Below are 23,748 nucleotides of genomic sequence, written 5' to 3' on the forward strand. Positions count from 1 at the left end.
GCCTGAGCCCTATTCGAATTCCATGATGATGGCGTCCACGGCGAGGCTGTCGCCCGCCTTGGCGTTCACGGACTTCACCACCGCCGTCTTCTCGGCGCGGAGGATGTTTTCCATCTTCATCGCCTCGACGACCGCGAGCGCCTGACCCGGTTCCACCGTGTCGCCCGCCGCGGCCGAGACCGAAACGACAAGGCCCGGCATCGGGCAAAGCAGGAACTTCGAAAGGTCCGGCGGGATCTTCTCGATCATGTGCCCGGCGAGTGCGCTCGCGCGCGGCGTCAGCGCGCGGACGTTGTGGGCGGAGCCCTTCACGGTCATGCGGTAGCCCACGGCTTTCAGCGCCAGCTTCACGGCAACGTCGCGGCCATCGACGTCGGCGAGGAATACCGGGTCGCCCGGCTCCCATTCCGTCGCCACGTTGTGCGTGTGCGCGCCGCCTTCGAACGTGTGCGTCACGGCCCAGCCGCTGCTCGTTTCCTCGGCGTGCACGGCGTACGGCTTGCGGTCGATCTCGATCACCCAGTTCGGGCCGAACTGCGCGCCGTGGCCGTTGAGTTGGCCCTCGATGAACTGCGCCCGCTGCACGGTGATGGCGTTGATGACCGCAGCGGCGATGATCAGGTCGTCGCGCTTCCCGTCCGTGAAGGGCGCGCCTTCGAAGCCCTCCGGATATTCCTCGGCGATGAAGCCGGTGGTGAGGCGCCCGTCGCGGAAGCGCTGGTGTTGCATCACGGCGGAAAGGAAGTCGATGTTGTGGCCGATGCCGTCGATCCGGTAGCGGTCGAGCGCCGCGACCTGAAGGTCGGCGGCTTCCTCGCGCGTCGGTGCGTGGGTGATGAGCTTGGCGATCATCGGATCGTAGAACATCGAAATCTCGCTGCCCTCGACGACACCGGTGTCCACACGCACCGTCGTCTCGCCGCTCGTCTCCTCGGGCGGCGCATAGCGCGTCAGGCGGCCGATGGAAGGCAGGAAGTTGCGGTAGGGGTCTTCGGCGTAGACACGGCTTTCGAGTGCCCAGCCGGAGAGCTTCACATCGTCCTGCGTGAAGGCGAGTTTCTCGCCCGCCGCGACGCGGATCATCTGCTCCACGAGGTCGAGCCCGGTGATGCACTCCGTCACCGGATGCTCCACCTGCAGGCGGGTATTCATCTCCAGGAAGTAGAAGCCCTGCCCGGTGGTATCCGCACCACTGACGATCAGCTCGACCGTACCCGCGCTATAGTAGCCCACGGCCTTCGAAAGCGCGACGGCCTGCTCGCCCATCGCCTTCCGCATCTCGGGCGTCACGAAGGGCGAGGGCGCCTCCTCGATCACCTTCTGGTGGCGGCGCTGGATCGAACATTCGCGCTCGCCGAGGTAGAGCACGTTGCCATGCTGGTCGCCGAGCACCTGAATCTCGATGTGGCGCGGCTCGACGATGAACTTCTCGATGAACACGCGGTCGTCGCCGAAGCTGTTCAGCCCCTCACGCTTCGTCGCCTCGAAACCCTCGCGCACGTCCTTTTCCGAGTAGGCGAGGCGCATACCCTTGCCGCCGCCGCCGGCGGAGGCCTTCATCATCACCGGATAGCCGATCTCGTTCGCGATGCGGACGGCGTGCTCGGTGTCCTCGATCTCGCCGACGAAGCCGGGGACGACGTTGACGCCTGCGGCCTTGGCAAGCTTCTTCGATTCGATCTTGTCGCCCATCGCGGCAATGGCGTTCGGGGGCGGGCCGATGAAGGCGATGTTCTCTTCAGCGAGCTTCTTCGCGAACCACTCGCGCTCGGACAGGAAGCCGTAACCGGGGTGCACCGCTTCGGCGCCGGTCGCCTTGCAGGCGGCAATGATGGCGTCGCCAAGCAGGTAGGATTCGGCGGCGGGCGGCGGGCCGAGCCGCACGGCCTCGTCCGCCATTTCCACATGCAGCGCGCCCGCGTCCGCATCCGAATAGACCGCGACCGTCTTGATGCCCATGCGCCGCGCCGTCTTGATGACCCGGCAGGCGATCTCGCCGCGGTTCGCGATCAGGATTTTCTTGAACATGAAAGGCGGCGCCCCCGAAAGCTATGACGCGGACCTTCAAGCGGTGAAGTGCGGCGCCGTCAAGCCTTGAGGAGACTAAGGAAGGTTTCGTCCGCCACGCCGCGTCCTTCCGCCTGTTGCAGAAGGTCAAAGTCGCCGCGGTGGTTCACCTCGACGAACGACGGGCCGTCGGGCGTGATGGCGACGTCCCAGCCCTGCACCGGGATGCCCACGAGACTCGCCGCGGCGAAGCGCACCGCGTCCAGTGTTTCTGCCCAGAACGGCAGCCGCCAGCCGGCGAAGGTGGCGCCCGTGTCGGGGTGGGTTTCGATCGTCCGGTGGGCGGCGCCGACACCCGAATGCACGCGAAGCACCTCGCCCGTTGCGGCATCGACATGGCCGAGCATGTTGCCGCTTTTGCCGCTGCGGTAGTTGTCGGTCATGTTACGGCCGACCGGGATACGGAAGGCGATGCGATGCACGCGCGGGCCCTCCGGGAGCAGCAGCACCATGATCCGAAGCGTCGCCGCACGCGGGCCGATGATGCGCACGAGGTCTGCGTGCGGGACAATCAGCTCCTGAAAGATGAGCGGACCGGCCGAGCGGGACCACATCTTTTCGACATAGTCGGCGACGCAGATCACGGTCCCGTCTGACATCTGGAGCGAGTCTGATGCCTGATCGTAACCCTCCAGCAGCGCACAGCCCATGCCGAGAGCTAGATCGGATGGCTTCGCAAAGAGAGGATATGGGCAGCCCTCGCGCAGCCATGCGCCGAGCGCTTCAGGGGAGCCAAAAGTGGGTACGCCGGGATAGGTGCGGTAAGGGTGCCCGATCGCGACGAGCTTTGGATAGAGAAGGCCAAGCCCGTCCAGAAACTGGTATGTGAGCAGCTTGTCGTCGGCAACCGCGTCCCAGCGATGGTTGCCCACGTGATAGACTGTCTCTTTGGCCCAGGAGCCAACAAAGGCCTGCTTCGAAGCATGGGCCAGTCCCGGGCGGTAGAGCCGCTGCTCATAATACTCCTGCGGCCGCAGTCGAAAGCGTCCGAAACGCAGCTGCAGCATCTCGGTCAGTTGGGCGGCTAAAGGAAGTCCTCCATCGGCAGCCCCTGCGCGCGCATAGCGAAGCGTGGCGGCGATGTTGCGCATACCCATCTCAGGCCGCCTTTCCGCGCGCGTGGAGCGCATCCGTATCGGCATCCATCAGTGGTTCGAGGTAGAGCTGCGGCAAGATAACGCCGGGCGCGGCGTTCACTTCAATGAGCATCGGCCCCTGATCGGTGAAGGCCAGGTCCCAACCGGCGAACTTCAGTCCGGGCAGATAGGAAGCCGCCTGCCTTATGTCAGCGATCGCTTTCTCCCAGTCCGGCATCGTCAGCCGGGCAAAGGGTACGCCCGTATCGGGATGACATTCGAGCGCGTGCTGGTCCGGTCCGGTGCCACGTGTTGCGGTGATCAGCTTGCCGGTTTCGGGGTCGATCGCCGCGTAGGCGTTTCCGGTAATGCCGCCCGCGAAATTGTCGGTCATCGACGCGCCGACCGGAATACGCAGCAACGCGCGCTTCACCTTGAACGCGCCTTCATGCGCGTAGGTCATCACGCGTACCGTGGCGAGCCGGTCTCCGATTACCGCAGCGACATCGGGATGCGGCCGCGCCAGTTCCTGAATGACGAATCCGCCATCACGCGTGCCGCTGTGGCGTGCCACGAACGCATCGAGCGGGACACTCTCTCCGCTGCCGAGGCTCACGAGGGCCGCCGCCGGGTCCACCGAACGCACAAGCGCCGCGCCGCGCCCTCGAATGTCGTCCACACGCTTGATGAAAAAGGGGTCATTCCCTCTCTGTGTGAAAAAAGCCCGGATCGCATCGGCATCGCGCAGCATTTCGGCGCCCGCGAACGTCCGCCAGGGATGGATCACAGCGAGCACGCGCGGCGCCGGCAGGTTCCACGCACGCATCATCGTGTAGAACAGCAGCTTGTCCGTGCCGATCGCATAGAAGCGGCGATCGTCGAAGCTGTAGAAGCGGGGCCGCGCCCATTCGTCAACGAAGCGCCGCTTGTGCTCCATGGGCAGGCCCGGCGTGTAGAGCCGATACTTGAAGTAGGCCTCGGGTCTGATCCGGCCGGGGGCAAAACGCAGCCGGGTCATGTCCAGAATCTGCCCGGCGATCGAACGACCGGTTTGCGCCTTCGCGCGGCGGGCTGATTTCACGATCTGATCGAGCGTCAGCCCGAGGCTCATAAAGTCGCTTTCCTGCGCAGCGCACGAATCTCGTTCGCCGCGAAGCGTCCGAACTCGCGGAAGTACAACGCTCTATCTCCGGGAAAGTTTAAATCGGCATGAATGCGGGCATCGACAAAGCGCCATGCGAATGCGCCGAGCCGAGCCGCCTTGCTGCCGGGGCGCCGCAGCGCGTTCGCGAGCCATGCGAATTCGCCTGGAAACGTGTCGCGGCAGACAACGCCCTGCTTCGGACGGATCGGCGGCGGAATGCGGTCTTCGAGGAACCATTCGGCGGCGAGGCGGGGGAAATCGACGCCTGCGTGCAGATCGAGGTGAAGGTACTGCCAGAAGCGTGCGTTCACTTCGATCACGTGAAAATCACCGCTGTCGTCGTCGCGCCGGTATTCCACCATCGCGCAGCCGATCCAGCCGAGCGCGGAAAGGCGGCGCACGGCATCATCGTAAATGTCTTGATGCCACTCGGTGCGGCGCAGCGACATTGTGCCCTTGCTGTGCGGTTCGGCATGGCAATCGACGACGACGTTGCCCGCAAGCGGCCCATCCGGCCCCATCAGCAGGCTGACGCCCACCTGCCGCCCGGTGACGCCGCCCTGCACGAGAACGCTTTCGTAGCCCGCCGCGAGCGTCCGGCGGATGGCATCCTCGGCCGCGTTCACGCTCAGGCACTGGTGGAAGCCGACACCGACGACCTCGCCGTCCGCACCCCGTCCGCCCTTCACGTAGATCGGCAGTGGAAAGTCGGAGAGGTCAGGGGCCTCGCCGGCGCGCACCACCAGCGTTTTCGGATGATGATCGAGCAGCCCGGCCGCGCGCCAGCAGTCGTAGGCCGCGATCTTGTCGCCGCCCGCGTAGACGATCGCGGGATCGGAGGCGACGGGGAGGAGCGGGCTGAATTCCGCGAAACGCTCGCGCACGGCGGAAAGCAGGCCGCCTGAGGGCACGATCATGCGGATGCCGTTCGCCTTCACATAGGCGGCGAGCCAGTTGCAGAAGGCCGGATCGCCATAGCGTGGATGCGTCGCCGTGTGCCGCGCGAAGGTCGATCGCAGGCCCATCGCCTGCCCGTCCGCCGCAGCGGCGTGCGTCTCGTAGCCCGCGCGGCCGAGCGAACGCAGCGCCGCAAGCTGAGCGCGCGTCTGGACATCGGGGACGAGGATCGCGGGCTTCACGCGGCGTCCACGAAGCGGGCGTCGAAGGTCGGGTCGATACGCTCGGCGGTCATGCGCGCCATGCCCAGCCGCCGCCGCGTGCGGAGCAGCGCGACCGGACGCACGCCGGATTTCCGGGCGCTCGCGAGGGCAGCAAGGTTTGTGCTCACGACACCGCTCACCACCCAGCGCATACCAAGGTCCGCGATCAGATAGCGGATGCGCGCAAGCTGCAGTGCGGCGTGAAGGCCATGCCCGCGCGCCATGGGGTGCACATAGCCGCCGTAGAGCGTCGCTGTCCGTTCCGGCCACAGGACGCGCTGGCCGACATGCGTATAGGTCGTGTCTTCGGAATTCGGATGGGCAAGGCCATAGCCGAGGAGAGGGCCATCGGCGGCGGCAACCGTGAACAGCAGCGTCTTGCCCTCCGCGAGGCGGCGCTCCGCCGCGGAAACGAAGTCCTCGCGCGTCTGCCAGGGCACGGTCTGCTCGAAGCGGTGGACATGGCTCATGTCGTTGACGCGAACGTCGAGATCGGCAGGCGCGCCGGCACCGGGCGTGTCGGCGGCAAACAGATGCAGCGCATGATCGCTCCACAACCGCGCAACCGCTGGTTGCCGGACTATCTTCGAAAGGATGCCGTCGCCGCTCATGCGCGCCTGTCTACCGGTGGGCGCGTTGCGAATGCGCTAATTTTCAGGCGGTTGCAAGCGCGGGCGCGGTCAATTCCATCGGGTGGACGCCAAGGCGTGCGAACAGCGCCGCATCCTTGCTGTCGCCCGCGTTCGGCGTGGTGAGCAGCCGGTCGCCGGTGAAGATGCTGTTCGCGCCCGCCATGAAGCACATGGCCTGCGCGGCATCGGACATGCTTTCACGGCCCGCGGAGAGCCGCACCATGCTTTCGGGCATCAGGATGCGCGCGACGGCGACGGTACGCACGAACTCGATCTCGTCGATCTTGGCGAGCGGCGTGTCCGCGAGCATGTCGCCGAGCACGGTGCCCTTCACCGGCACGAGCGCATTGATCGGCACGCTTTCGGGATGATGCGGAAGCGTGGCCAGCGCGTGCAGGAAGCCCACACGGTCGCTGCGCGTTTCACCCATGCCGACGATACCGCCGGAGCACACGTTGATGCCCGCGCTGCGCACGTTCTCCAGGGTTTCGATACGATCCTCGAAGGTGCGCGTGGTGATCACGTTGGCGTAATTCTCGGGGCTCGTGTCGATGTTGTGGTTGTAATAGTCGAGCCCCGCCTCGGCGAGTTGCTTCGACTGGTCGGCGGTCAGCATCCCGAGCGTCATGCAGGTTTCGAGGCCCATGGCGCGGACGCCCTTCACCATCTCCACGATCGCGGGCATGTCGCGGTCCTTGGGGCTGCGCCACGCCGCGCCCATGCAGAACCGGCCGGAACCCGCGTCCTTCGCGGCGCGCGCCTCGCTGAGCACGGCATCCACATCCATCAGCTTCTCGGCCTTGAGCCCGGTTTCGGCGCTCGCGGACTGGCTGCAATAGCCGCAATCCTCCGGGCAGCCGCCGGTCTTGATCGAGAGCAGCGTCGAGAGCTGCACTGCGTTCGGATCGAACTGCGCGCGGTGCACGGTCTGCGCCGCGAACATCAGGTCCGCGAACGGCAGGTCGAAAAGGGCGGCGACTTCGTCGCGCGTCCAGTCGGTGCGGGGCGTTGATGCGACCGTGCGGGCGATGGGCGTGTGGAGGTTCATGTGGTCTTCCCTTTTAGAGCGGGATGTTATCGTGCTTTTTCCACGGATTTTCGAGGCTCTTGGTGCGGAGCTTGCGAAGACCGATGGCGATGCGCCGCCGCGTGGAGTGCGGCATGATCACCTCGTCGATGAAGCCCTTGGAGGCAGCGACGAACGGGTTTGCGAAGCGGGCCTCGTATTCCTTCGTGCGCTCGGCGATCTTTTCGGGATCGCCGATGTCCTTGCGGAAGATGATCTCCACCGCACCCTTCGCGCCCATCACCGCGATCTCGGCGGTCGGCCATGCATAGTTGAGGTCGCCGCGCAGGTGCTTGGAGGCCATGACGTCGTAGGCGCCGCCATAGGCCTTGCGCGTGATCACGGTGATCTTCGGCACGGTCGCCTCGGCGTACGCGAACAGCAGCTTGGCGCCGTGCTTGATGATGCCGTTGTGCTCCTGCGCGGTGCCGGGAAGGAAGCCGGGCACGTCCACGAAGGTCACGATCGGGATGTTGAAGGCATCGCAGAAGCGCACGAAGCGCCCTGCCTTCTTCGACGAGTTGATGTCGAGCACGCCCGCCAGCACCATCGGCTGGTTGGCGACGATGCCGACGGTAGTGCCCTCGACGCGCGCGAAGCCGATGATGATGTTGCCCGCATGGTTCGGCTGCAACTCGAAGAACTCGCCTTCGTCCGCCACTTTGCGGATCAGCTCGTGCATGTCGTAGGGCTTGTTGGCGCTGTCCGGGATCAGCGTGTCGAGGCTCATCTCCAGGCGCTCGGGGTCGTCCTCGGTGGGACGGAACGGTGCCGGCTGGCGGTTGTTGAGCGGCAGGAAGTCGAAGAAGGCGCGTGTGCGCAGCAGCGCGTCCACGTCATCTTCCATCGCGACATCGGCGACGCCGGACTTGGAGGTATGGGTAACCGCGCCGCCCAGTTCCTCCTGCGTCACCACCTCGTTCGTCACGGTCTTCACGACGTCGGGGCCGGTGACGAACATGTAGGAGGAGTCCTTCACCATGAAGATGAAGTCGGTCATCGCGGGGCTGTAGACCGCGCCGCCCGCGCACGGCCCCATGATGAGGCTGATCTGCGGGATGACGCCGGAGGCGAGCACGTTGCGCTGGAACACCTCTGCATAGCCGCCGAGGCTCGCGACGCCCTCCTGGATGCGCGCGCCGCCCGAATCGTTGAGGCCGATAACGGGCGCGCCGACCTTCATCGCCATGTCCATCACCTTGCAGATCTTCTGCGCGTGCCGCTCCGAAAGCGATCCGCCGAACACGGTGAAGTCCTGGCTGAACACGTAGACGAGGCGGCCGTTGATCGTACCCGATCCGGTGACGACGCCGTCGCCGGGGATCGTCTGTTCGGCCATGCCGAAATCGACGCAGTTGTGCTCGACGTACATGTCGAGCTCTTCGAAGCTGCCGGGATCGAGCAGGATGTCGAGCCGCTCGCGGGCCGTCAGGCGGCCCTTGGCGTGCTGCGCGGCGATGCGCGCCTCGCCCCCGCCCAGTTTCGCTGCCGCGCGGCGCCGTTCGAGTTCGGCAAGCACCTTCTGCATCGGCAAGTTCCCCCGCTTTACGTTATCGATTCGCCACCGCGCTTAGCCGTGTGGGGCGGCGATGTCACGCCCGCGCGAAAATGTGCTACGTTCGCGCCCGGCGGCCAAGGGGCCCCGCCCGCGCCGCCTGAACCAGGGGAGGGAGATATGGGCAGACTGCTCGTCGGCAGCTTCGTCGCTGCCGTTGCAATGTTCCTGATCGGCTTTGTGTTCTTCGGTACGCCTTTGTTCTCAAACGCCTACAAGACAGCGCCTTTCGAAACGCAGGTGGCGGTGCAGGAAGCGCTGAAGGCGCTGCCCGCGAGCGGCACCTATTTCATTCCGATGGGCGAGGACGAGGCAGCGATGGCGGCGCACCGCGCCGGGCCGACGGCGATGCTGCGCGTGAGCCTGGCGGGGTCCGAGATGATGGACCCGATGGCGATGGTGAAGGGCTTTGTCCACATGGTGGTCTCGGCCTTCCTGCTCGGCCTCCTGCTGCTGCGCGTCGCGCCGAAGATCTGGAACTTCGGCGAACGCATGGCGGTCGTGGTGCTCGCAAGCCTCGCGGTCGTCGTCTTCGTTCGTCTGGGCGAGCCGATCTGGTTCGGCGCGGACTGGCCGTTCACGCTCTACGTGGCGGTGGCGGAGGTGATTTCGCTCATCGTCGCGGGGTTCATCCTCGCGAAGTGGTTCCTGCCGAAGTCGCATCCAGCAGGCTGAGAAAGCGGGCGGCGGCGTCGAACGCTGCGCGGCGCGCGGTGCGCGCGGCCGTCGCTTCGGCATCGTCGCCCCATTTTTCAGCCTGATACAGCTCGTCGAGATGCCCCGCGGCAAACGCCGTTTCCGGATCGACCTCGCCCTCGGCGAGCGCCAGCGCGATGACGAGCGAGCCCGCGATGGTGACGAGCGGCTGCATCGCCGCGAGCCTGTAAGCGTCCATGCCCTGAAGCGCGGCGGCAAGGCGCTGCACTGCCGCCGCATCCTGCGCGATATGAGCGATGCCGTCGGTAACGCGCAGCGCGGCATCGTAGCGCGTGCGCGCGAAGTTGACGAACGGATCCCACGCTTCCGCCTGCCGCGCCGTGAGGTCGGCGGGCGCATCAGCGCGGTAGCAGACAAGGTCGGATTCCGCATAGGCCGCAAGACCCGCCGCGAACGCCTGCGCGCCCGGCAGCACATGATCGATCGCGGCGTTGGCAAGGCCGGTCATCGGCATCGTCGCGGGGGCGATGCTCTCGCCCTGCGCATCCCACTCCTCCGCGACAGCGGCGGCGAGCGCGGCGGTCGGCAGAGAGAGAGGCGCGCGCTTCGGTGTCCGCACCGGCCGCCCGTCGAGCGTGATCCGCCACGCGCCGTCTTCGGGAACGGCGGCGACCGCCGTGTAGAACCGCTTCACTTGCCGCCTGTATCCTTGCTGCGCCACGCCCGGCGCAGCACCGCGGGCAGGATCAGCGCCTCGAACAGGCCGAACAGGAACAGGATCTTGCCGAGGAGTTCGTCCGGTATGCCCCCGATGCCCTTGCGCCAGAGGTAGAGTCCGAACGCCATGATGCCGAGGCCGCCGATGCGCAGCACGTTCAGAAACACCCAGCGCCGCTTTGCAAGATCGCTCACGCCTGCCGCTCCAGCTCGGCGATCAGCGCGCCGAAATCGGCGGCGACGTGGCGCGCGCCCGCGGCGGTGAGTTCCTCCGGCTCGTGATAGCCCCAATCGACGCCGATCGCGTGCGTACGCGCCGCAACCGCCATTTCCATGTCAAACACGGTGTCGCCGATCATCACCGTATCTTCCCGCCGGGCGCCGGTTTCCGCCATCGCCGTCTGGATCATCGACGGGTGCGGCTTCGAAGGGTGCCGGTCCGCCGTCTGCAGCGTGACGAAACGGCCGTGAATCTCGTGGTGCATCAGCGTCAGCGCGAGGCCCCGATCGGATTTGCCCGTGGCGACGCCGAGCAGCCAGCCCGCGCGTTCAAGCTGAATGAGCCCATCACGAACGCCCGGATAGAGCGGCTCGGCGGCAAGCCCGCCGTTCGCGCGTCGTCCCTGAAAGGCGAGCTTGTAGTCCTCCGCGAGCCGTTCGTGGAAATCCGCTTCCGCCTCCGGCAGCAGCGCGGCCATCGCCTCGGCGAGCGACAGGCCGACGACGCGGCGCACGGCGTGCCGGTCCGGCGCATCGAGGCGGTGTTTCGCGAACGTATCCGCCATGCAGTCGATGATGTTCGCCTGGCTGTCGACGAGCGTGCCGTCGCAATCGAAGATCGCGAGGCGCACAGTCATTTCTTGCCCCGTTTCGGCGCGACGCGTCCGCTGCCCCGGCGGCTGCGGTGCGTATCGCGGCGTTCGCGTCGGGCGTCGCGCGCCTTGTGCCGGGCCTTCCGCTCTTCGGCGCCCGGATCGACGAGTTCCTCTTCGAGCGGCAGGTCGCCGATCGAGGCATCGAAGCCGATGGTGGCGAGGCTTTCGGCGAAGTGCGGCGCGGGATCGGCCTTGATGTCGAGCACCTTGCCGCCCGGAAGCTCGATCACCAGCCGCCGTGCGTGCAGGTGCAGCTTGCGCGAAACGCTGCCCGAAAGGAACGCTTCCTTGCCGCCGTATTTCGCATCGCCGACGATGGGATGGCCGATCGCGGCGGCATGAACGCGAAGCTGGTGCGTGCGGCCGGTGAGCGGCTGCATCTCCAGCCATGCCGCCCGGCTGGCGGCGCGCTCGATGCGGCGATAGCGCGTCACGGCGCGCTGCCCCCCGGCCTCATCGATATGCATCTTCTCGCCGCCGGTGCCCGGCTGCTTGCTGATGGGCAGGTCGATAAGCCCATCGCGGATATCGGGCACGCCCATCACGATCGCCCAGTAGAGCTTCTTCGCGGTGCGGCCTGCGAACGCCTTCGAGAAGTGCGCCGCCGCGCGCGCTGTCCGCGCGAGGAGGAGCACGCCGCTCGTATCCTTGTCGAGCCGGTGGACGAGCTTCGGCCGGTCGGTGCGATCGAACATCAGCGCATCGAGCAGACCGTCGACATGCTCGGTCATCTTCGTGCCGCCCTGCGTGGCGAGGCCCGCGGGCTTGTTGATCACGATCGCATACTCGTCGCGGTAAATGACGAGGCTCTGTGCGAACTCGATCTGGTCGTCCGTCAGCATCCGGCGTTCCGGCTTCTTCACGGACATGATCGTCGGCGCCGCCACCTCGGCCGGGGGCACCCGGATGCTCTGGCCGGTTTCGATGCGGTCGCCGGGCTGCGCGCGCTTGCCGTCCAGCCGCAGCTGGCCGGTGCGCGCCCACTTGGCAACGGTGGTGAAGCTGGTGTCGGGCAGATGCCGCTTGAACCAGCGGTCGAGCCGGATGCCGTCGTCGTCCTCGCCGACGGTGAATTGGCGAACGCCGTCCTCACTCATACGAGAGCCTTGCCGAGATAGAGCGCGGCGATCGAGGCTACCACAGAGAGCAGCGTGTATCCGGCCGCCGTCAGCATCGCGCCGCGTCCGGCAAGCGTCACCACGTCGAGCGAGAAGGCCGAGAAGGTGGTGAATCCGCCGAGCACGCCGACGCCCAGCAACAGCCGCAGCGGCTCGCTGCCGCCCCGTGCCGCGAAGATGCCGACAAGCAGCCCCATCAGCAGCCCGCCGACCACGTTCACGATCAGCGTGCCCCACGGGAAGTTCGGGCCAAAGAGGCGCAGCGAGGCCAAGCCGACGCCGTGCCGCAGCATCGCGCCCACGGCGCCGCCCGCACCCACGAGGAGAAAATGTCCGGTCATCGGCGGTGTCATGGCTCAGCGCACGCCGAACGTCCAGCCTTCGGTGCGCGCAAGGCGCGCGTCGAGACCGGCCGGAGCCCAGTATTCGCGGCTTTCCGCGATGCGCCGCAAACCCGCGGCCGCCACGAGAACATCGGTCTGATTGTCGTTCAGCGGCGTGCGGCTGCGCACCGCGCGCGCGCCGAGCCCGGCAAGTGCCGTGTTGAGATCGGCAAGGCTGCGCAGCTTGAGCCCGCGCCCGCCGGAAAGGCGGATGAAAGCGCGGCAATAAATCTCGACGAGCAGCGAGCCTTGAGCGGGCGGCAGATCGAACGGCCACACCGGTACGCGCCCGGCGAGATGATGCAGCAGCCGCATCCCCGCGAAGCTCGCCTTCGCCACCTGCGCCGCGCCGATCGCGTCGAACACGGTCGAAGGCTTGCCGCCGCCGCTGGCGTTGAAGGCGGCCTCGCATTCGCGCAGGTGCATGAAGTCCGCCTTCGTGCCATCCGCCTTGCCGAAGTAGAAATGCCGTCGGAAGCTGTGTTCGAGGAAGGATGCGGCGCCAAGGTCTTCATCGGCGCAGGCGGCGTCCACGAAGGCCCAGAAGCTCCGTGCGTCGTCCGGCGCGCTATCTCCCGGCAGATAGGCGCCGCGCGCGACGAACGGCGGCGCGAAACTGAAATCCATCCCCACGAGCGTCGGCGGACCGTCGACAAGCGCCGCGATCCAGTCCAGTACCTCCGTGCGGGACCAGACATGGCCGGGCTTCACAAGCCGGGGCGGTGTGTCGCCCGTCTCGGCGATGCCGACCGCGATGCCCTTGTGGCGGCTGCCCTTCGCGCCGGACCAGTCGATCGCGGCGAAACGCGCGAAACGGCTCAAGCCTTTTTCCTGCTGCGCGGTTTGGGCCTGCCCGCCTGCCATGCGTGGGCGCGTTCGATCATGGCGTGCACGCGCTCGGGGTCGTCCGTACCGTAGCGAACCAGCACGGCAGGCCAGCCCTCATAGTGCGGCGATTGCCAATAGGTGGTGGGTTCGGTGTCCTTCAGCATCAGCACCGTGTCCATGTCGATCTGCAGGCAGAAGGAACCCGGCTCGTGTCCCGTATTCACGAACGCGCGGCCGTTCACCTTCACGGCGGGTTGGCCGTAGCTCGTGGAAAGTTCCGCGCCGGGCAACGTCAGCGCGAACGCGACGACGCTGTCCCAGTCGAGGCTCATTTCAGCGTTTTCAGTACGGATGCGACAAAGCCCGCGATGTCGAAGCGCGTGCCCGCGTGATCCTCGCCGCGGCGCACGATCACGATGTTACGGCTCGGCACGATCACGATGAACTGGCCGCGGTTGCCGAAGGCGCCGAAGGTGTCCTTCGGAATATCGTCCCGCGTGTTCATCAGCCAGAAGCTCGCACCGTATCCGACATCGTTTTCGGCAGGCTGCGGTCCGGAAGGTGTGCTCACATAGCGAACCCAGCCCTCGGGCAGCAGGCGCTCGCCGTTCCACACGCCGTCGTTCAGATAGAGGAGGCCAAGCCGCGCGAAATCGCGCGCCGTCGACCAGACCTGCGAGGAGAGGATGAAATTGCCGCGCCAGTCGGTTTCCGCAAACGTGTGCGTCATGCCGATTTTCCAGAACAGCTCGGTGAACGGGAAGGCATTGTATTTCGCGTCGTCGCCAATCGCGGCGCGCAGACCATAGGCGGCGAGCAGCGTGTCGTTGTTGGCATAGCGGAAGCGTGTGCCGGGCTTCGCCTCCAGCGCCTGCCCCGGCACGTTCTCGCCGACATGCGTGCCGCCGAAATAAATGGCATCGGTGCGGTTGCCCGCGAAATCGCTGTGGAGGCCGGAGGCCATGCGCAGCAGATTGTCCGTGGTGATCGCGGCGCGTGGGTCTCCGGGCGATTGCCATTCGGGAACGGGTGCGGGCTTCGCGGGGTCGATCAGCCCCTTGTGCGCGGCAACGCCGATCAGCGTGCCGGTCATGCTCTTGGCGGCGGACCATGTGCGTTGCGGAACATGCTGTCCGAAGCCTTCGGCGTACTTCTCCGCGACGATGCGCTCGCGCTGCACGATGACGACGCCGGTCGTGTTCGATTTCGTGAACGCCTCATCGATAGCGGCGGCAAGCGCCTTGGCGTTGCCTTTCGGCTTCGCCTCGGCGCCGACATCGCCATAGGGCCAATCGGGTGCGCGGATGAACTGCGGCGGGGACACGGAAAGTGTCGGCAGGTTTGCGGCTGTCGCCCCGATGGGAAGGCCGGTGCAGCCGAGCCACGGGCGCCACGCCGCGATGCGTGGCGGTAGGGCGGGATCGAACGTCACGGAAACGGTTTTCGCCGTCTCGTCGATGCGGGCTTCGAGCCCGGCGAGCAGCGGCGCGACATTCTCCTGCGTGCCGGCAAGTTCGTACCGGTCGATCGCCTCGGGCGTGCGCCCGGCGCTGAACACGCCGCTGCAAACGAACTGCGCCTTGTAACCGGCGGCGAGCGCGTGCGTGTAGGGGTCGGCATCCGCCGCAACCGCCGCGCTGCTCAGCAGCATCAATGCTGCGACAAGGCTATTTCCGGCGTTCACGGCGTTCCTCCCACCAGGCCAGCCGCTCGCTGACGCGTTTTTCAAAGCCCCGTTCGGTGGGGCGGTAATAGGTCTCGGGCTGCATTTCTTCGGGCCAGTAGTTGTCGCCCGAAAAGCCGCCTTCGACGTCGTGATCGTAGGCGTAGCCCTTGCCGTAGCCGATATCCTTCATCAGCTTGGTCGGCGCGTTCAGGATGTTCGCGGGCGGCATCAGCGATCCTGTTTCGCGTGCGCTGTGCCACGCCGCCTTCTGCGCCACATAGGCGGCGTTCGATTTGGGCGCGGTCGCGCAGTAGAGGCAGGCCTGCACGATGGCGAGTTCGCCTTCGGGAGAACCGAGGAAGTCGTAAGCGTCCTTCGCGGCCATGCACTGAATGAGCGCCTGCGGGTCGGCAAGGCCGATGTCCTCGCTCGCGAAACGCGTGATGCGGCGCAGCACGTAGAGCGGTTCCTCGCCCGCCGTCAGCATCCGCGCGAGGTAATAGAGCGCCGCCTGCGGGTCGGAGCCGCGCATCGATTTGTGCAGCGCCGAGATGAGGTTGTAATGCCCCTCGCGGTCCTTGTCGTAAACCGCGACGCGGCGGTGCAGCAGGTCGCGCAGGCCCGCGGGATCGAGCGACGCGTCGAGGTGCACCGACATCAGCGTTTCGATCTGGTTCAGCAGGAAGCGCCCGTCGCCGTCCGTCGAATGGAGGAGCGCCTCGCGCGCTTCGGGCGTGAGGGGGAGGGGGCGACCGAAATCGGCTTCCGAGCGTTTCAGAAGCTCTTCGAGCGCCGCCTCGTTCAGCCTGTGAACGAGCAGCACCTGGCAGCGCGAAAGCAGCGCGGCGTTGAGTTCGAAGCTCGGGTTCTCGGTGGTGGCGCCGACCAGCGTCACCGTGCCGTCCTCCACGAAGGGCAGGAAACCGTCCTGCTGCGCGCGGTTGAAGCGGTGAATCTCGTCCACGAACAGCAGCGTCTTCTGCCCGATCTTCGCGTACTCGCGCGCCTCGGCGAACGCCTTCTTCAGATCGGCGACGCCCGAGAACACCGCCGAGATCTGCACGAAGCGCAGGCCCACGGCGTCGGCCAGCAGACGCGCGATCGTGGTCTTGCCGGTGCCGGGCGGCCCCCAGAAGATGATGCTCGAAAGCTTCCCCGCCGCCACCATCCGCCCGATCGCGCCCTCGGGGCCGGTCAGGTGTTCCTGCCCCACGACTTCATCCAGCGCACGCGGCCGCAGCCGCTCTGCAAGCGGGGCGTCGGCGGCAGGCCGCGTGTCGTGTGGCGGCGAATCCTTGGCGAACAAGTCTGACATGAGACACCGACCTTAGTCATCTCGCGCAGTGCGCAAAAGCATCTTGCATTCGATGCATTAAGATATATCTTAGAGTTAATCTAATGAGTCGAAAGGTATCGAAGATATGAGAGAACACAGACATGGCCACCACCCGCGGTGGCGCGGTCGTCGCGGTTGGGGCGGCTTCGCCGAAGCCCTCGCCGGCCTCGGCGCCGCAATGGAAGGCGACGAGCACGGACGCGGCCATCGCCGCCGCCGACTCGGCGCGGGCGAGCTGCAACTGCTGCTGCTGTCGCTGATCGAGGAAGCACCGCTGCACGGCTACGCGATGATCGAGGCGATCGAGGCCCGCACCGGCGGCGCCTATGCGCCGAGCCCCGGCGTCGTCTACCCGACGCTGACGCTGCTCGCCGACATGGAACTCGCCGAAGAGCGCGCCGATGGCAGTCGCAAGCTCTATGCCGTCACGGCAAAAGGCAAGGCGCACCTCGACGAGCGCCGCGAAGAGCTGAACGCCCTCCTCGAACGGCTCGACGCGGCCGGACAGGCGAACACCCGCGCCGATGCCGCGCCGGTCTGGCGCGCGATGATGAACCTCGGTTCCGTCCTCAAAGGCCGCATGTGGGATCGCGGCGCCGACCGCGAGGCGATGCTCGAAGCCGCCCGCATCATCGACGAGGCCGCGCACAAGATCGAAAGGCTCTGAGCATGGCGACCGCAACCGCCGCCGTTCCGACGACGAACGGCAGCCGCTACATGCAGCAGCTCTGCAAGCACTGGAGCCACAAGTTCGACGTGACGTTCGACAAGGCGCAGGGCCGGATCAAGTTCCCCGAAGCGACGGTCATCATGACCGCCGAACCGGAAGCGCTCGCCGTGGTTCTCGATGCCGACGATCCCGCCGTTCTCGAACGAATGAAGGACGTGCTGGCAAGCCACCTCGACCGCTTCGCCTTCCGCGAGGCGCCGCTACCGTTCCGCTGGCTGAATGCCTGAAACCTAGACGGCGTCCCGCGCGGGCGACGTGCTGCCGAGCTCACCTTCCCAGTGCGCGACCGTGGTCGCGGCGGCGAGGTTGGCGCAGGCGCTCGGCACCGTGCGCATCATGTCGAGCAGCCGGTCGAACGGCAGGATGAACCCGACGATGAGCGCGGCCTGCTCCGTAGTAACGCCGACGGCGTTCAGCACCGCGGCGAGCATGAACAGCGAGGCGGACGGGATCGGCGCGGTGCCGAACGCGGCAAGTGCTGCCGTGAGGAAGATGATGACCAGCATGTCCGCACTGGGCGTGATCCCGAGTGCCTGAAGGCTGAACAGGCTGAGCAGGCCGACATACATCGCCGTGCCGTCTTTCCCGATGGCAGCGCCGATCGGCAGCACGGTCGAAGCGATGGGCGTCGGCACGCCGAGATTCTCGCGCGCGACGCGCAGCGACACCGGCAGCGTTGCCGACGACGAGGCGGTCGAGAAGGCGACCGCGAGCGCATCGATGATGCCGCGGAAGAAAAACGGCAGCGGCACGCGCGCGATGCTCCGCACGATCAGGCTGTGCACGATCCCCATCTGAAAGAGCGCTCCGAGCGCAACGCAGAGCGCGAGCAGGCCGATGTTGGTGAAGACGGCAAGGCCGTTCGCCGCGATGGCGCCCGCCGTCAGCGCGAAGACGCCGAAGGGCGTCGTTTCCATGACGACGCGGATCATCTGGAACAGCACGCTCGCGGCTGATTGCAGCAGCGACGCCACCGGCTTTCCGGCGTCGCCCGCCAGGATCGTGGCGATGCCGAGCATGAGCGAGAAGAAGATGATCGCCAGCATGTCGCCCGCCACCAGCGCTTCGAACACGTTGGTGGGAACGATGCCGACGAGCTGATCGTAGGTCGACTTCGGATCGCCGAGCGGACGAGGCTCAGCACTACCAAGATCGGCGCCGATCCCCGGCTCCACGATGAGCGCGAGAACCATGCCGATCGCAACGCCGATGCCGGTCAGCACCGCGAACAGGCCGATGGTACGCCCGCCGACCGAGCCGAGCCGCTTCGGGTCGCCGAGCGAGGACACGCCCGAGGCAATCGTGACGAACACGATCGGGACGACGAGCATTCGAATGAGGCGGATGAACAGGTCGCCCAGGATCGCGACCGAATCCGTTGCCGCTGGCCACAGCAGGCCGAAGGCGACGCCAAGTGCGAGGCCGCCGAGCACCCGCTTCCACAGCGCGATGCCGAACCATACGCGGATGAGCGTCATGCGCAGGCTTCCGCTTTGGACGTGCGCGGCAATCCCCGGCCCGCGGCGACGCCCGTGGGTGCGCCGTCCTCCACCACGACCTTGCCGTTGACGATGACCGTGCGAACGCCCTTTGCGAACAGTGCGGGCTGCGCGAAATCGGCACGGGGCGCATAAGTCGCGGGGTCGAAAGCGATCACGTCGGCGAACGCGCCGGGCTTCAGCGTGCCGCGGTCCTGCAGCGAGAATGCGTCCGCAGGCAGGGCGGTGCTGCGTTCGATGAAGTCCCTGAGCGGGATGACTTTGTTCGTCTTCACGTAGGTCTCGTATTTCCGTGCATAGGAGCCGTAAAGGCGCGGGTGGCCGATCGAGCCGTCCGAGCTCGTCATCACCCACGGCAGCTTCATGAAGGCGGCGATATCGGCCTCGCTCTGGTTGAACGAGGCGATGCCCACCGGTGCGCGACGCAGGATGGCGATGGCGGCGTCGATGGGTTCGGCGCCGCTTTCCTTCGCAATGGCTTCAAGCGTTTTGCCAACGAGATCGTCCGGCCCGGAAGTGATGAGCAGCGAGACGGCCCCGCCGCGCCGCCGCAGGTTCTCGTGCATTTCCGGACGAAGGCGGGCCAGCGTTTCGGGCTCGTCGAAGCGCTTCAGCATCGCGTCGCGCCCGCCATCCTCCGCCCAGCGCGGCAGCAGCGATGCCGAAAGCCCGGTGCCGGATGCCGACCACGGATACTGATCGGCGTGAACAATTTGTCCGGCGGCGCGCGCGGCCTCGATCTTCGCGATGATCGCGGGCGCCTGACCATGCACATCGACACCGAGCGCCTTGATGTGCGCAATGTGTGCGGGCAATCCCGCCTCGCGGCCCACAGTTATGGCTTCGTCGATCGCGGCGGAAAGCCCGATCGTATAGCTCGATTCGTCGCGGATGTGGCTGTCGTAGATACCGCCGCGAACGGCCGCTTCCTTCGCGAGTGCGACGACTTCGTCCTGTTTCGCGAAGCTCTGCGGCGCGTAGAAGAGGCCGGTCGAGAAACCGAGCGCGCCATCGCACATTGCCGAGGCGACGAGCGCCTTCATTTCGGAAAGCTCGGCTGCCGTCGGCGCGCGGTCGTCCTGACCAACGATCTTCGTGCGCACGGCACCGAAGCCCACGTACGCGGCGTAGTTGATGCCGACCGGCCGCACCGCCGCACTACCTAGAACCTTCGCCGTGTCCGGATCGCCGTAACCGTCGTTGCCGATGAACGCCGTGGTGACGCCCTGCATCAGGAACGGCAGAACGAGCCGCTCGGTGGCATCATCGCCGGTGATCATGCTGTCCACGTGCGTATGTGTGTCGATGAATCCCGGGGCGACGATCAGGCCTTTTGCATCGATCACGCGCCTTGCGCCGCCGGGTGCTTTTTTGCCGACGTAGGAAATGCGGTCGCCGGTGATCGCGATATCGCCGACGAAGGGCGCAGCGTCGCCGCTGTAGATGGTGCCGCCCTTGAGAACGAGATCGGCTTCGGCAGCAGAGGCTGCAAGGAGCGGCGTTGCCATAAGCGCAGTGGCGGCCATCGCCGCACACACCCTGCGTTTCAGCTTCCGAACATCCATCGCGCCCCCTCGCTTGCGTTCCCTATCCGCCGATCCGACTGTGCAGGTGCAGCATGGGAAAGAAAAGCGGGCAGGCGATTGTATGCGTTTGTATACATATAACGAGAGGCTATGCGCCACCCCATAGCGCGGGAGAGGCCGGCGTCAGAATGCCGTTCGTACAGGTGACGCCGCCCGCGCGGTCGTTCGCGAGCCAGACCGGGCCGTCGAGATCGGTGAACGCCGCATCCGCCGCGATAATAAGCGCGGGCGCGATGCTGAGCGAGGAGCAGATCATGCACCCCGTCATCAGCCCCATGCCCTTTGCGCGCGCGGCATCGGCGAGCTCAAGCGCGGCGGTGAGCCCGCCGGTCTTGTCCAGCTTGATGTTGATGACCTGATATTTCTGCATGAGCGCGTCGAGATCGCCGGCGACATGCGCGGATTCGTCCGCCGCGATCGGCACCGCCGAGCGGAAGCCTTCGAGCGCGGCGTCTTCGGCGGCGGGCAGCGGCTGCTCCAGCAGATCGACGCGAAGGTCGACGAGCAGCGATTGCAGATTCCGCACCTCGGCGATCGTCCAACTCTCGTTCGGATCGACGATGAGCTTCGGTTTCGGCGCGGCGGCGCGCACGGCCCTGATCTGCGCGGCGGGGTCGCTGCGATCGACCTTCACCTTGACGAGCGGAACGTCTGCGAGCCTCAGCGCTGCCGCGCCCATGGCTTCGGGCGTATCGAGGCTGACCGTGAGTGCGGTCGGCGTCGGGCCGACCGGCGCTCGGCCGATGAGCGCAGTGACGCTTTTTCCGGCGAGCCGGGCCTCGAGATCCCAGAGCGCGCAATCGACGGCGTTGCGGGCGGCGGATGGCGGCATCAGCGCATTGATTTCCGCGCGCCCTGCACCGGCTTCGATTGCGCCGCGAACGCTTTCGATCGCGGCGAGCGCGCTTTCGATCGTCTCGCCGTAGCGCGGATAGGGCACGCCCTCGCCGCGCCCGACGTGGCCTTCGCCGACGATTTCCACGGTGACGACGTCGGCGGCGGTTTTCACCCCGCGCGAGATGCGGAATGGGGCGACAAGGGGGAAATTGTCGCTGCGGGCGATCAGGCTTCGCATGTGAGTATCCGGTCGATGATGGGTTCCACGCCCATGGTGACCGGATCGACGCAAGGCAAGCCGAAAGCGTCCGATGTTTCGGCGCAAAGCTTCGCAGCCGCCTCGGGCGTCATCTTCGAAGTATTGAGCGCGATGCCGACGGCTTTCACGTCGGGGTTGGTAAGACGTGCGGTGCGGAGGTTCGCCTCCAGGCATTCGCCAAGGCTCGGAAGCTGATAGTGCGGCAGGCCCCGCATGTGCGGGCGATTCGGCTCGTGACACAGCACGAGCGCATCGGGCTGCGCGCCGTGCAGCAGCCCGGTGGTGACGCCCGCGAACGAGGGGTGGAACAGCGATCCCTGACCCTCGATGAGATCCCAGCCGCCGTCGTGGCGCGCGGGCGAGATGTACTCGATCGCGCCTGAGATGAAGTCCGCCACCACGGCATCGAGCGGAACGCCGTCGCCCGCGATGAGGATGCCGGTCTGGCCGGTCGCGCGGAAATCGGCGGGGACACCGCGCGCCTGCAGCGCGCGGGCGAGGTGAAGCGTCGTGTACATCTTGCCTACCGAGCAATCCGTGCCGACGGTGAGCAGGCGCTTGCCCGCGCGGCGTGCGCCGTTGCCGACGGGGAGGTCGGGCGCGGGGTCGCGCACGTCGAACAGCGAGAGGCCTTTCGCCTGCGCGGCGGCAGCGAGGCGCGGCTCGTCACGCAGGCGCTGGTGAAGGCCGGAGGCGATGTTGAGGCCCGCCTCGATCGCGGCGAGCGCGTCCTGCACCAGATCCTCGCCGAGTGTGCCGCCCGCATTCGCGATGCCGAGCACGAGTGTCTTCGCGCCCGCCGCGACGGCCTCTTCGATGGTCAGGCGGGGTAGATCGAGCGTGAGGCCGCAATCATCGTGGCGAAACTCGCCGACGCAGTCTTCGCGGCGGAAAACCGCGAGCCCGCGCGATGTCTTGATCCCGATCTCGTCGTTCGAATGGCCGAGATAGAGGAAATAGGGACTGGGGATCATCGCGCACCTTTTGCCGTGAAATGTGTTGCCCGGATGCGATAGACGCGGGGAGGGCGCCCGGCTTCATATCAAGCGCCCTCTCCCCTATAACGCGGGTCTATAGGGCTTCGATCACCTCGCTCAGTACCTTCAGAAACGCCGTCGCAAGCCCTGACGGAGGTCGATTCTGCAGGTGGACGGCGTGGATGTCGAAAGCCAGCGGCGGCTGTATCGGACGGAAAGCGAGGCCCGGCGCCCTGGCGGCTTCCGCCGTGAAATTATCGACGATCGTCATGCCAACACCCGCCTTCACCAGCGCGGAGGCGATGTAGAAGGTCCGCGCCGAGACGATCTCGTTCAGCTCGACGCCCACGCGCTGGAGTTCGGCGGAGAGGAGCCGACCGATTGGGCCGCTCTGGATCGGGCTGATGAACGGCCGGTCCCGCAGCATCTCGAGCGGGATGCGCGGCGGCGCGTCCGGCATGTCCGCCTCGCGGTAGAGCACGACGAGTTCGCCCTCGCCCAGCCAGCGGTGCGAGACGGGCGCGGCGGGCGGCACCTCGTAGCTGACGACGATGTCCGTCTCGCGTTCGTAGAGCTTGCGGACCATGTCGTCGTGATGGACCGTCTGCAGGTCGAAGCTGACGCCCTCGTGATCGCGGAGAAAGCGGGCGACAGCGTCCGGCAGCGCGCTGAGGCTGAGCGAAGGGAGGGCGGAGACGCGCAGCGTGCCGCCGCGTCCGTGCCGCAGGTTCTGGCTCGCCTGCCGCAGCGAATAGACGCGCGTCTGGATCTCGGCGACCTCGGCGAACAGCGTGTGTGCGTCCTCGGTCGGCACCAGGCCGCTTTTGGCGCGCTCGAACAGCGGGAAGCCGAGCAGCATCTCGGCATGGCGCAGCACCTTCGTCACCGATGGTTGCGAGACGTTGAGCGCGCGCGCGGCGGCGCTCACGGAACCGTTGCTGTAAACGGCGTGGAAAATCTCGATGTGGCGCAGATTGATCATGAAGGGCCCATCCTCCCGTCCGGGGTAGGCCTGCGTCAATCCCGATTGTCGCCGGGCGCAGAGGTCTCAGGCGGCGCCGGGTAGGGCGAGGCGTGCGAAGCGGCCCTCGTGGTAAAGCAGCGGATCGTCGGCGCCCGTGATGTGAACGGCATCCACATCGCCGATGACGAGCCCGTGCGTGGCAAGCATTGTGATGCTGTGGACGCTGCATTCGAACGCAGCGAGTGCCGACGCGAGGCGCGGCGCGCGGTCCGCCGTGCGCACCCATGCCCCGGCGGCGAAGCGGTCTTCGCCCGGCGCGGCGCCGATACCCGCGAACACCTCGGCGGCGGCGCGGTCGCTGCTGCCGACGAGGTTGACGCAGAAGCGGCCGTGTTTACGCAGGATGTCGAACGTCGCGCCGCCGCTGTTGAGACAGGCGAGGAGGCGCGGCGGCTCCGCCGTCAGCGAGCAGACCGCCGTGGCGGTAAGGCCGCCCGCGTCCTCGCCCTTGCCCGCCGTCACGATCGTCACGGCTCCGGCGAGCCGGCGCATTCCCCGGCGGAAATCGTCTGTCTGCATGTCCGTCCTCACCTGATCACTGGGCCGCGATTCGTAG

General features: G+C 66.7%; 25 protein-coding genes. 3 read left to right on the forward strand and 22 right to left on the reverse strand.

The features are described from left to right. Positions 1-9: 9 nt before the first annotated feature. From ACFQ00_RS09255 to ACFQ00_RS09285, 7 genes are read right to left on the reverse strand one after another with little or no spacing between them, the layout of a single operon-like run. Positions 10-2,028 carry an acetyl-CoA carboxylase biotin carboxylase subunit gene (locus tag ACFQ00_RS09255; RefSeq protein ID WP_381489355.1) on the reverse strand — a complete coding sequence of 673 codons (2,019 nt, stop codon included), beginning with the start codon at positions 2,026-2,028 and terminating at the stop codon, positions 10-12. 59 nt (positions 2,029-2,087) lie between these two features. Continuing rightward, a complete protein-coding gene (locus ACFQ00_RS09260; RefSeq protein ID WP_381489358.1) occupies positions 2,088-3,164 on the reverse strand; it encodes a sugar-transfer associated ATP-grasp domain-containing protein in 1,077 nt (358 codons plus the stop codon). A 1-nt stretch (position 3,165) separates the two neighbouring features. Next, on the reverse strand, positions 3,166-4,254 hold the full coding sequence (locus tag ACFQ00_RS09265) for a sugar-transfer associated ATP-grasp domain-containing protein (RefSeq protein ID WP_381489361.1): 1,089 nt from the start codon (positions 4,252-4,254) through the stop codon (positions 3,166-3,168). Continuing rightward, positions 4,251-5,426: a hypothetical protein gene (locus tag ACFQ00_RS09270; RefSeq protein ID WP_381489363.1), complete on the reverse strand. Its 1,176-nt coding sequence runs from the start codon at positions 5,424-5,426 to the stop codon at positions 4,251-4,253. The genes ACFQ00_RS09265 and ACFQ00_RS09270 overlap by 4 nt, the downstream gene beginning before the upstream one ends. After that, positions 5,423-6,058: a GNAT family N-acetyltransferase gene (locus ACFQ00_RS09275; protein WP_381489366.1), complete on the reverse strand. Its 636-nt coding sequence runs from the start codon at positions 6,056-6,058 to the stop codon at positions 5,423-5,425. Before ACFQ00_RS09275 ends, ACFQ00_RS09270 begins: the two co-directional genes overlap by 4 nt. A gap of 43 nt (positions 6,059-6,101) precedes the next feature. After that, on the reverse strand, positions 6,102-7,127 hold the full coding sequence (gene bioB, locus ACFQ00_RS09280) for a biotin synthase BioB (protein WP_381489370.1): 1,026 nt from the start codon (positions 7,125-7,127) through the stop codon (positions 6,102-6,104). A 13-nt stretch (positions 7,128-7,140) separates the two neighbouring features. Continuing rightward, entirely contained in the window at positions 7,141-8,673 is a 1,533-nt protein-coding gene (locus tag ACFQ00_RS09285; RefSeq protein ID WP_381489374.1) for an acyl-CoA carboxylase subunit beta, read from the reverse strand. A 147-nt stretch (positions 8,674-8,820) separates the two neighbouring features. Here ACFQ00_RS09285 and ACFQ00_RS09290 point away from each other — a divergent pair, with 147 nt between their 5' ends. Then, on the forward strand, positions 8,821-9,375 hold the full coding sequence (locus ACFQ00_RS09290; RefSeq protein ID WP_381489377.1) for a hypothetical protein: 555 nt from the start codon (positions 8,821-8,823) through the stop codon (positions 9,373-9,375). On the opposite strand, the gene ACFQ00_RS09295 is transcribed toward ACFQ00_RS09290, so the two are convergent. From ACFQ00_RS09295 to ACFQ00_RS09335, 9 genes are read right to left on the reverse strand one after another with little or no spacing between them, the layout of a single operon-like run. Continuing rightward, the gene (locus tag ACFQ00_RS09295; protein ID WP_381489380.1) at positions 9,329-10,051 is read right to left on the reverse strand and encodes an ATP12 family chaperone protein; all 723 of its coding nucleotides are present in this window, start codon (positions 10,049-10,051) and stop codon (positions 9,329-9,331) included. The two genes, ACFQ00_RS09290 and ACFQ00_RS09295, sit on opposite strands and share 47 nt — an antisense overlap. Beyond that, positions 10,048-10,269 (reverse strand): hypothetical protein, encoded by a 222-nt coding sequence (locus ACFQ00_RS09300; protein ID WP_381489383.1) that lies wholly within the window; start codon positions 10,267-10,269, stop codon positions 10,048-10,050. The genes ACFQ00_RS09295 and ACFQ00_RS09300 overlap by 4 nt, the downstream gene beginning before the upstream one ends. Next, positions 10,266-10,931 carry an HAD-IA family hydrolase gene (locus ACFQ00_RS09305; protein ID WP_381489386.1) on the reverse strand — a complete coding sequence of 222 codons (666 nt, stop codon included), beginning with the start codon at positions 10,929-10,931 and terminating at the stop codon, positions 10,266-10,268. Before ACFQ00_RS09305 ends, ACFQ00_RS09300 begins: the two co-directional genes overlap by 4 nt. Beyond that, positions 10,928-12,046, reverse strand: coding sequence for an RluA family pseudouridine synthase (locus ACFQ00_RS09310; protein WP_381489389.1), 1,119 nt, complete (start codon positions 12,044-12,046; stop codon positions 10,928-10,930). Before ACFQ00_RS09310 ends, ACFQ00_RS09305 begins: the two co-directional genes overlap by 4 nt. After that, on the reverse strand, positions 12,043-12,408 hold the full coding sequence (gene crcB, locus ACFQ00_RS09315) for a fluoride efflux transporter CrcB (protein WP_381489392.1): 366 nt from the start codon (positions 12,406-12,408) through the stop codon (positions 12,043-12,045). The genes ACFQ00_RS09310 and crcB overlap by 4 nt, the downstream gene beginning before the upstream one ends. 15 nt (positions 12,409-12,423) lie before the next feature. Continuing rightward, a complete protein-coding gene (locus ACFQ00_RS09320) occupies positions 12,424-13,272 on the reverse strand; it encodes a hypothetical protein (RefSeq protein ID WP_381489395.1) in 849 nt (282 codons plus the stop codon). Further along, positions 13,269-13,610, reverse strand: coding sequence for an MmcQ/YjbR family DNA-binding protein (locus ACFQ00_RS09325; RefSeq protein ID WP_381489398.1), 342 nt, complete (start codon positions 13,608-13,610; stop codon positions 13,269-13,271). The genes ACFQ00_RS09320 and ACFQ00_RS09325 overlap by 4 nt, the downstream gene beginning before the upstream one ends. Next, positions 13,607-14,962 (reverse strand): serine hydrolase domain-containing protein, encoded by a 1,356-nt coding sequence (locus ACFQ00_RS09330; RefSeq protein WP_381489401.1) that lies wholly within the window; start codon positions 14,960-14,962, stop codon positions 13,607-13,609. The genes ACFQ00_RS09325 and ACFQ00_RS09330 overlap by 4 nt, the downstream gene beginning before the upstream one ends. Next, positions 14,946-16,259, reverse strand: coding sequence for a replication-associated recombination protein A (locus ACFQ00_RS09335; RefSeq protein WP_381489404.1), 1,314 nt, complete (start codon positions 16,257-16,259; stop codon positions 14,946-14,948). The genes ACFQ00_RS09330 and ACFQ00_RS09335 overlap by 17 nt, the downstream gene beginning before the upstream one ends. Before the next feature lie 106 nt (positions 16,260-16,365). Here ACFQ00_RS09335 and ACFQ00_RS09340 point away from each other — a divergent pair, with 106 nt between their 5' ends. After that, positions 16,366-16,947, forward strand: a complete 582-nt coding sequence (locus tag ACFQ00_RS09340; protein ID WP_381489407.1) for a PadR family transcriptional regulator — start codon at positions 16,366-16,368, stop codon at positions 16,945-16,947. A 2-nt stretch (positions 16,948-16,949) separates the two neighbouring features. Further along, positions 16,950-17,237 carry a DUF2218 domain-containing protein gene (locus ACFQ00_RS09345; protein WP_381489410.1) on the forward strand — a complete coding sequence of 96 codons (288 nt, stop codon included), beginning with the start codon at positions 16,950-16,952 and terminating at the stop codon, positions 17,235-17,237. Between the two features lie 3 nt (positions 17,238-17,240). On the opposite strand, the gene ACFQ00_RS09350 is transcribed toward ACFQ00_RS09345, so the two are convergent. The 6 genes from ACFQ00_RS09350 to ACFQ00_RS09375 all read right to left on the reverse strand — a co-directional run bounded on the left by ACFQ00_RS09350 (position 17,241) and on the right by ACFQ00_RS09375 (position 23,711). Then, on the reverse strand, positions 17,241-18,488 hold the full coding sequence (locus tag ACFQ00_RS09350) for a dicarboxylate/amino acid:cation symporter (RefSeq protein ID WP_381489412.1): 1,248 nt from the start codon (positions 18,486-18,488) through the stop codon (positions 17,241-17,243). Then, positions 18,485-20,074: an N-acyl-D-amino-acid deacylase family protein gene (locus ACFQ00_RS09355; RefSeq protein WP_381489414.1), complete on the reverse strand. Its 1,590-nt coding sequence runs from the start codon at positions 20,072-20,074 to the stop codon at positions 18,485-18,487. Before ACFQ00_RS09355 ends, ACFQ00_RS09350 begins: the two co-directional genes overlap by 4 nt. 109 nt (positions 20,075-20,183) lie before the next feature. Beyond that, on the reverse strand, positions 20,184-21,170 hold the full coding sequence (dgcA, locus tag ACFQ00_RS09360) for an N-acetyl-D-Glu racemase DgcA (RefSeq protein WP_381489417.1): 987 nt from the start codon (positions 21,168-21,170) through the stop codon (positions 20,184-20,186). Further along, positions 21,158-22,165 (reverse strand): N-acetyltransferase DgcN, encoded by a 1,008-nt coding sequence (dgcN, locus tag ACFQ00_RS09365; RefSeq protein ID WP_381489420.1) that lies wholly within the window; start codon positions 22,163-22,165, stop codon positions 21,158-21,160. Before dgcN ends, dgcA begins: the two co-directional genes overlap by 13 nt. A 97-nt stretch (positions 22,166-22,262) precedes the next feature. Then, positions 22,263-23,147: a LysR family transcriptional regulator gene (locus ACFQ00_RS09370; protein WP_381490883.1), complete on the reverse strand. Its 885-nt coding sequence runs from the start codon at positions 23,145-23,147 to the stop codon at positions 22,263-22,265. Positions 23,148-23,216: 69 nt separating this feature from the next. Then, positions 23,217-23,711 (reverse strand): flavin reductase family protein, encoded by a 495-nt coding sequence (locus ACFQ00_RS09375; protein WP_381489424.1) that lies wholly within the window; start codon positions 23,709-23,711, stop codon positions 23,217-23,219. Positions 23,712-23,748 lie beyond the last annotated feature (37 nt).

It is taken from the genome of Sphingosinicella xenopeptidilytica, assembly GCF_042676985.1.
Classification (GTDB): domain Bacteria; phylum Pseudomonadota; class Alphaproteobacteria; order Sphingomonadales; family Sphingomonadaceae; genus Sphingosinicella; species Sphingosinicella xenopeptidilytica.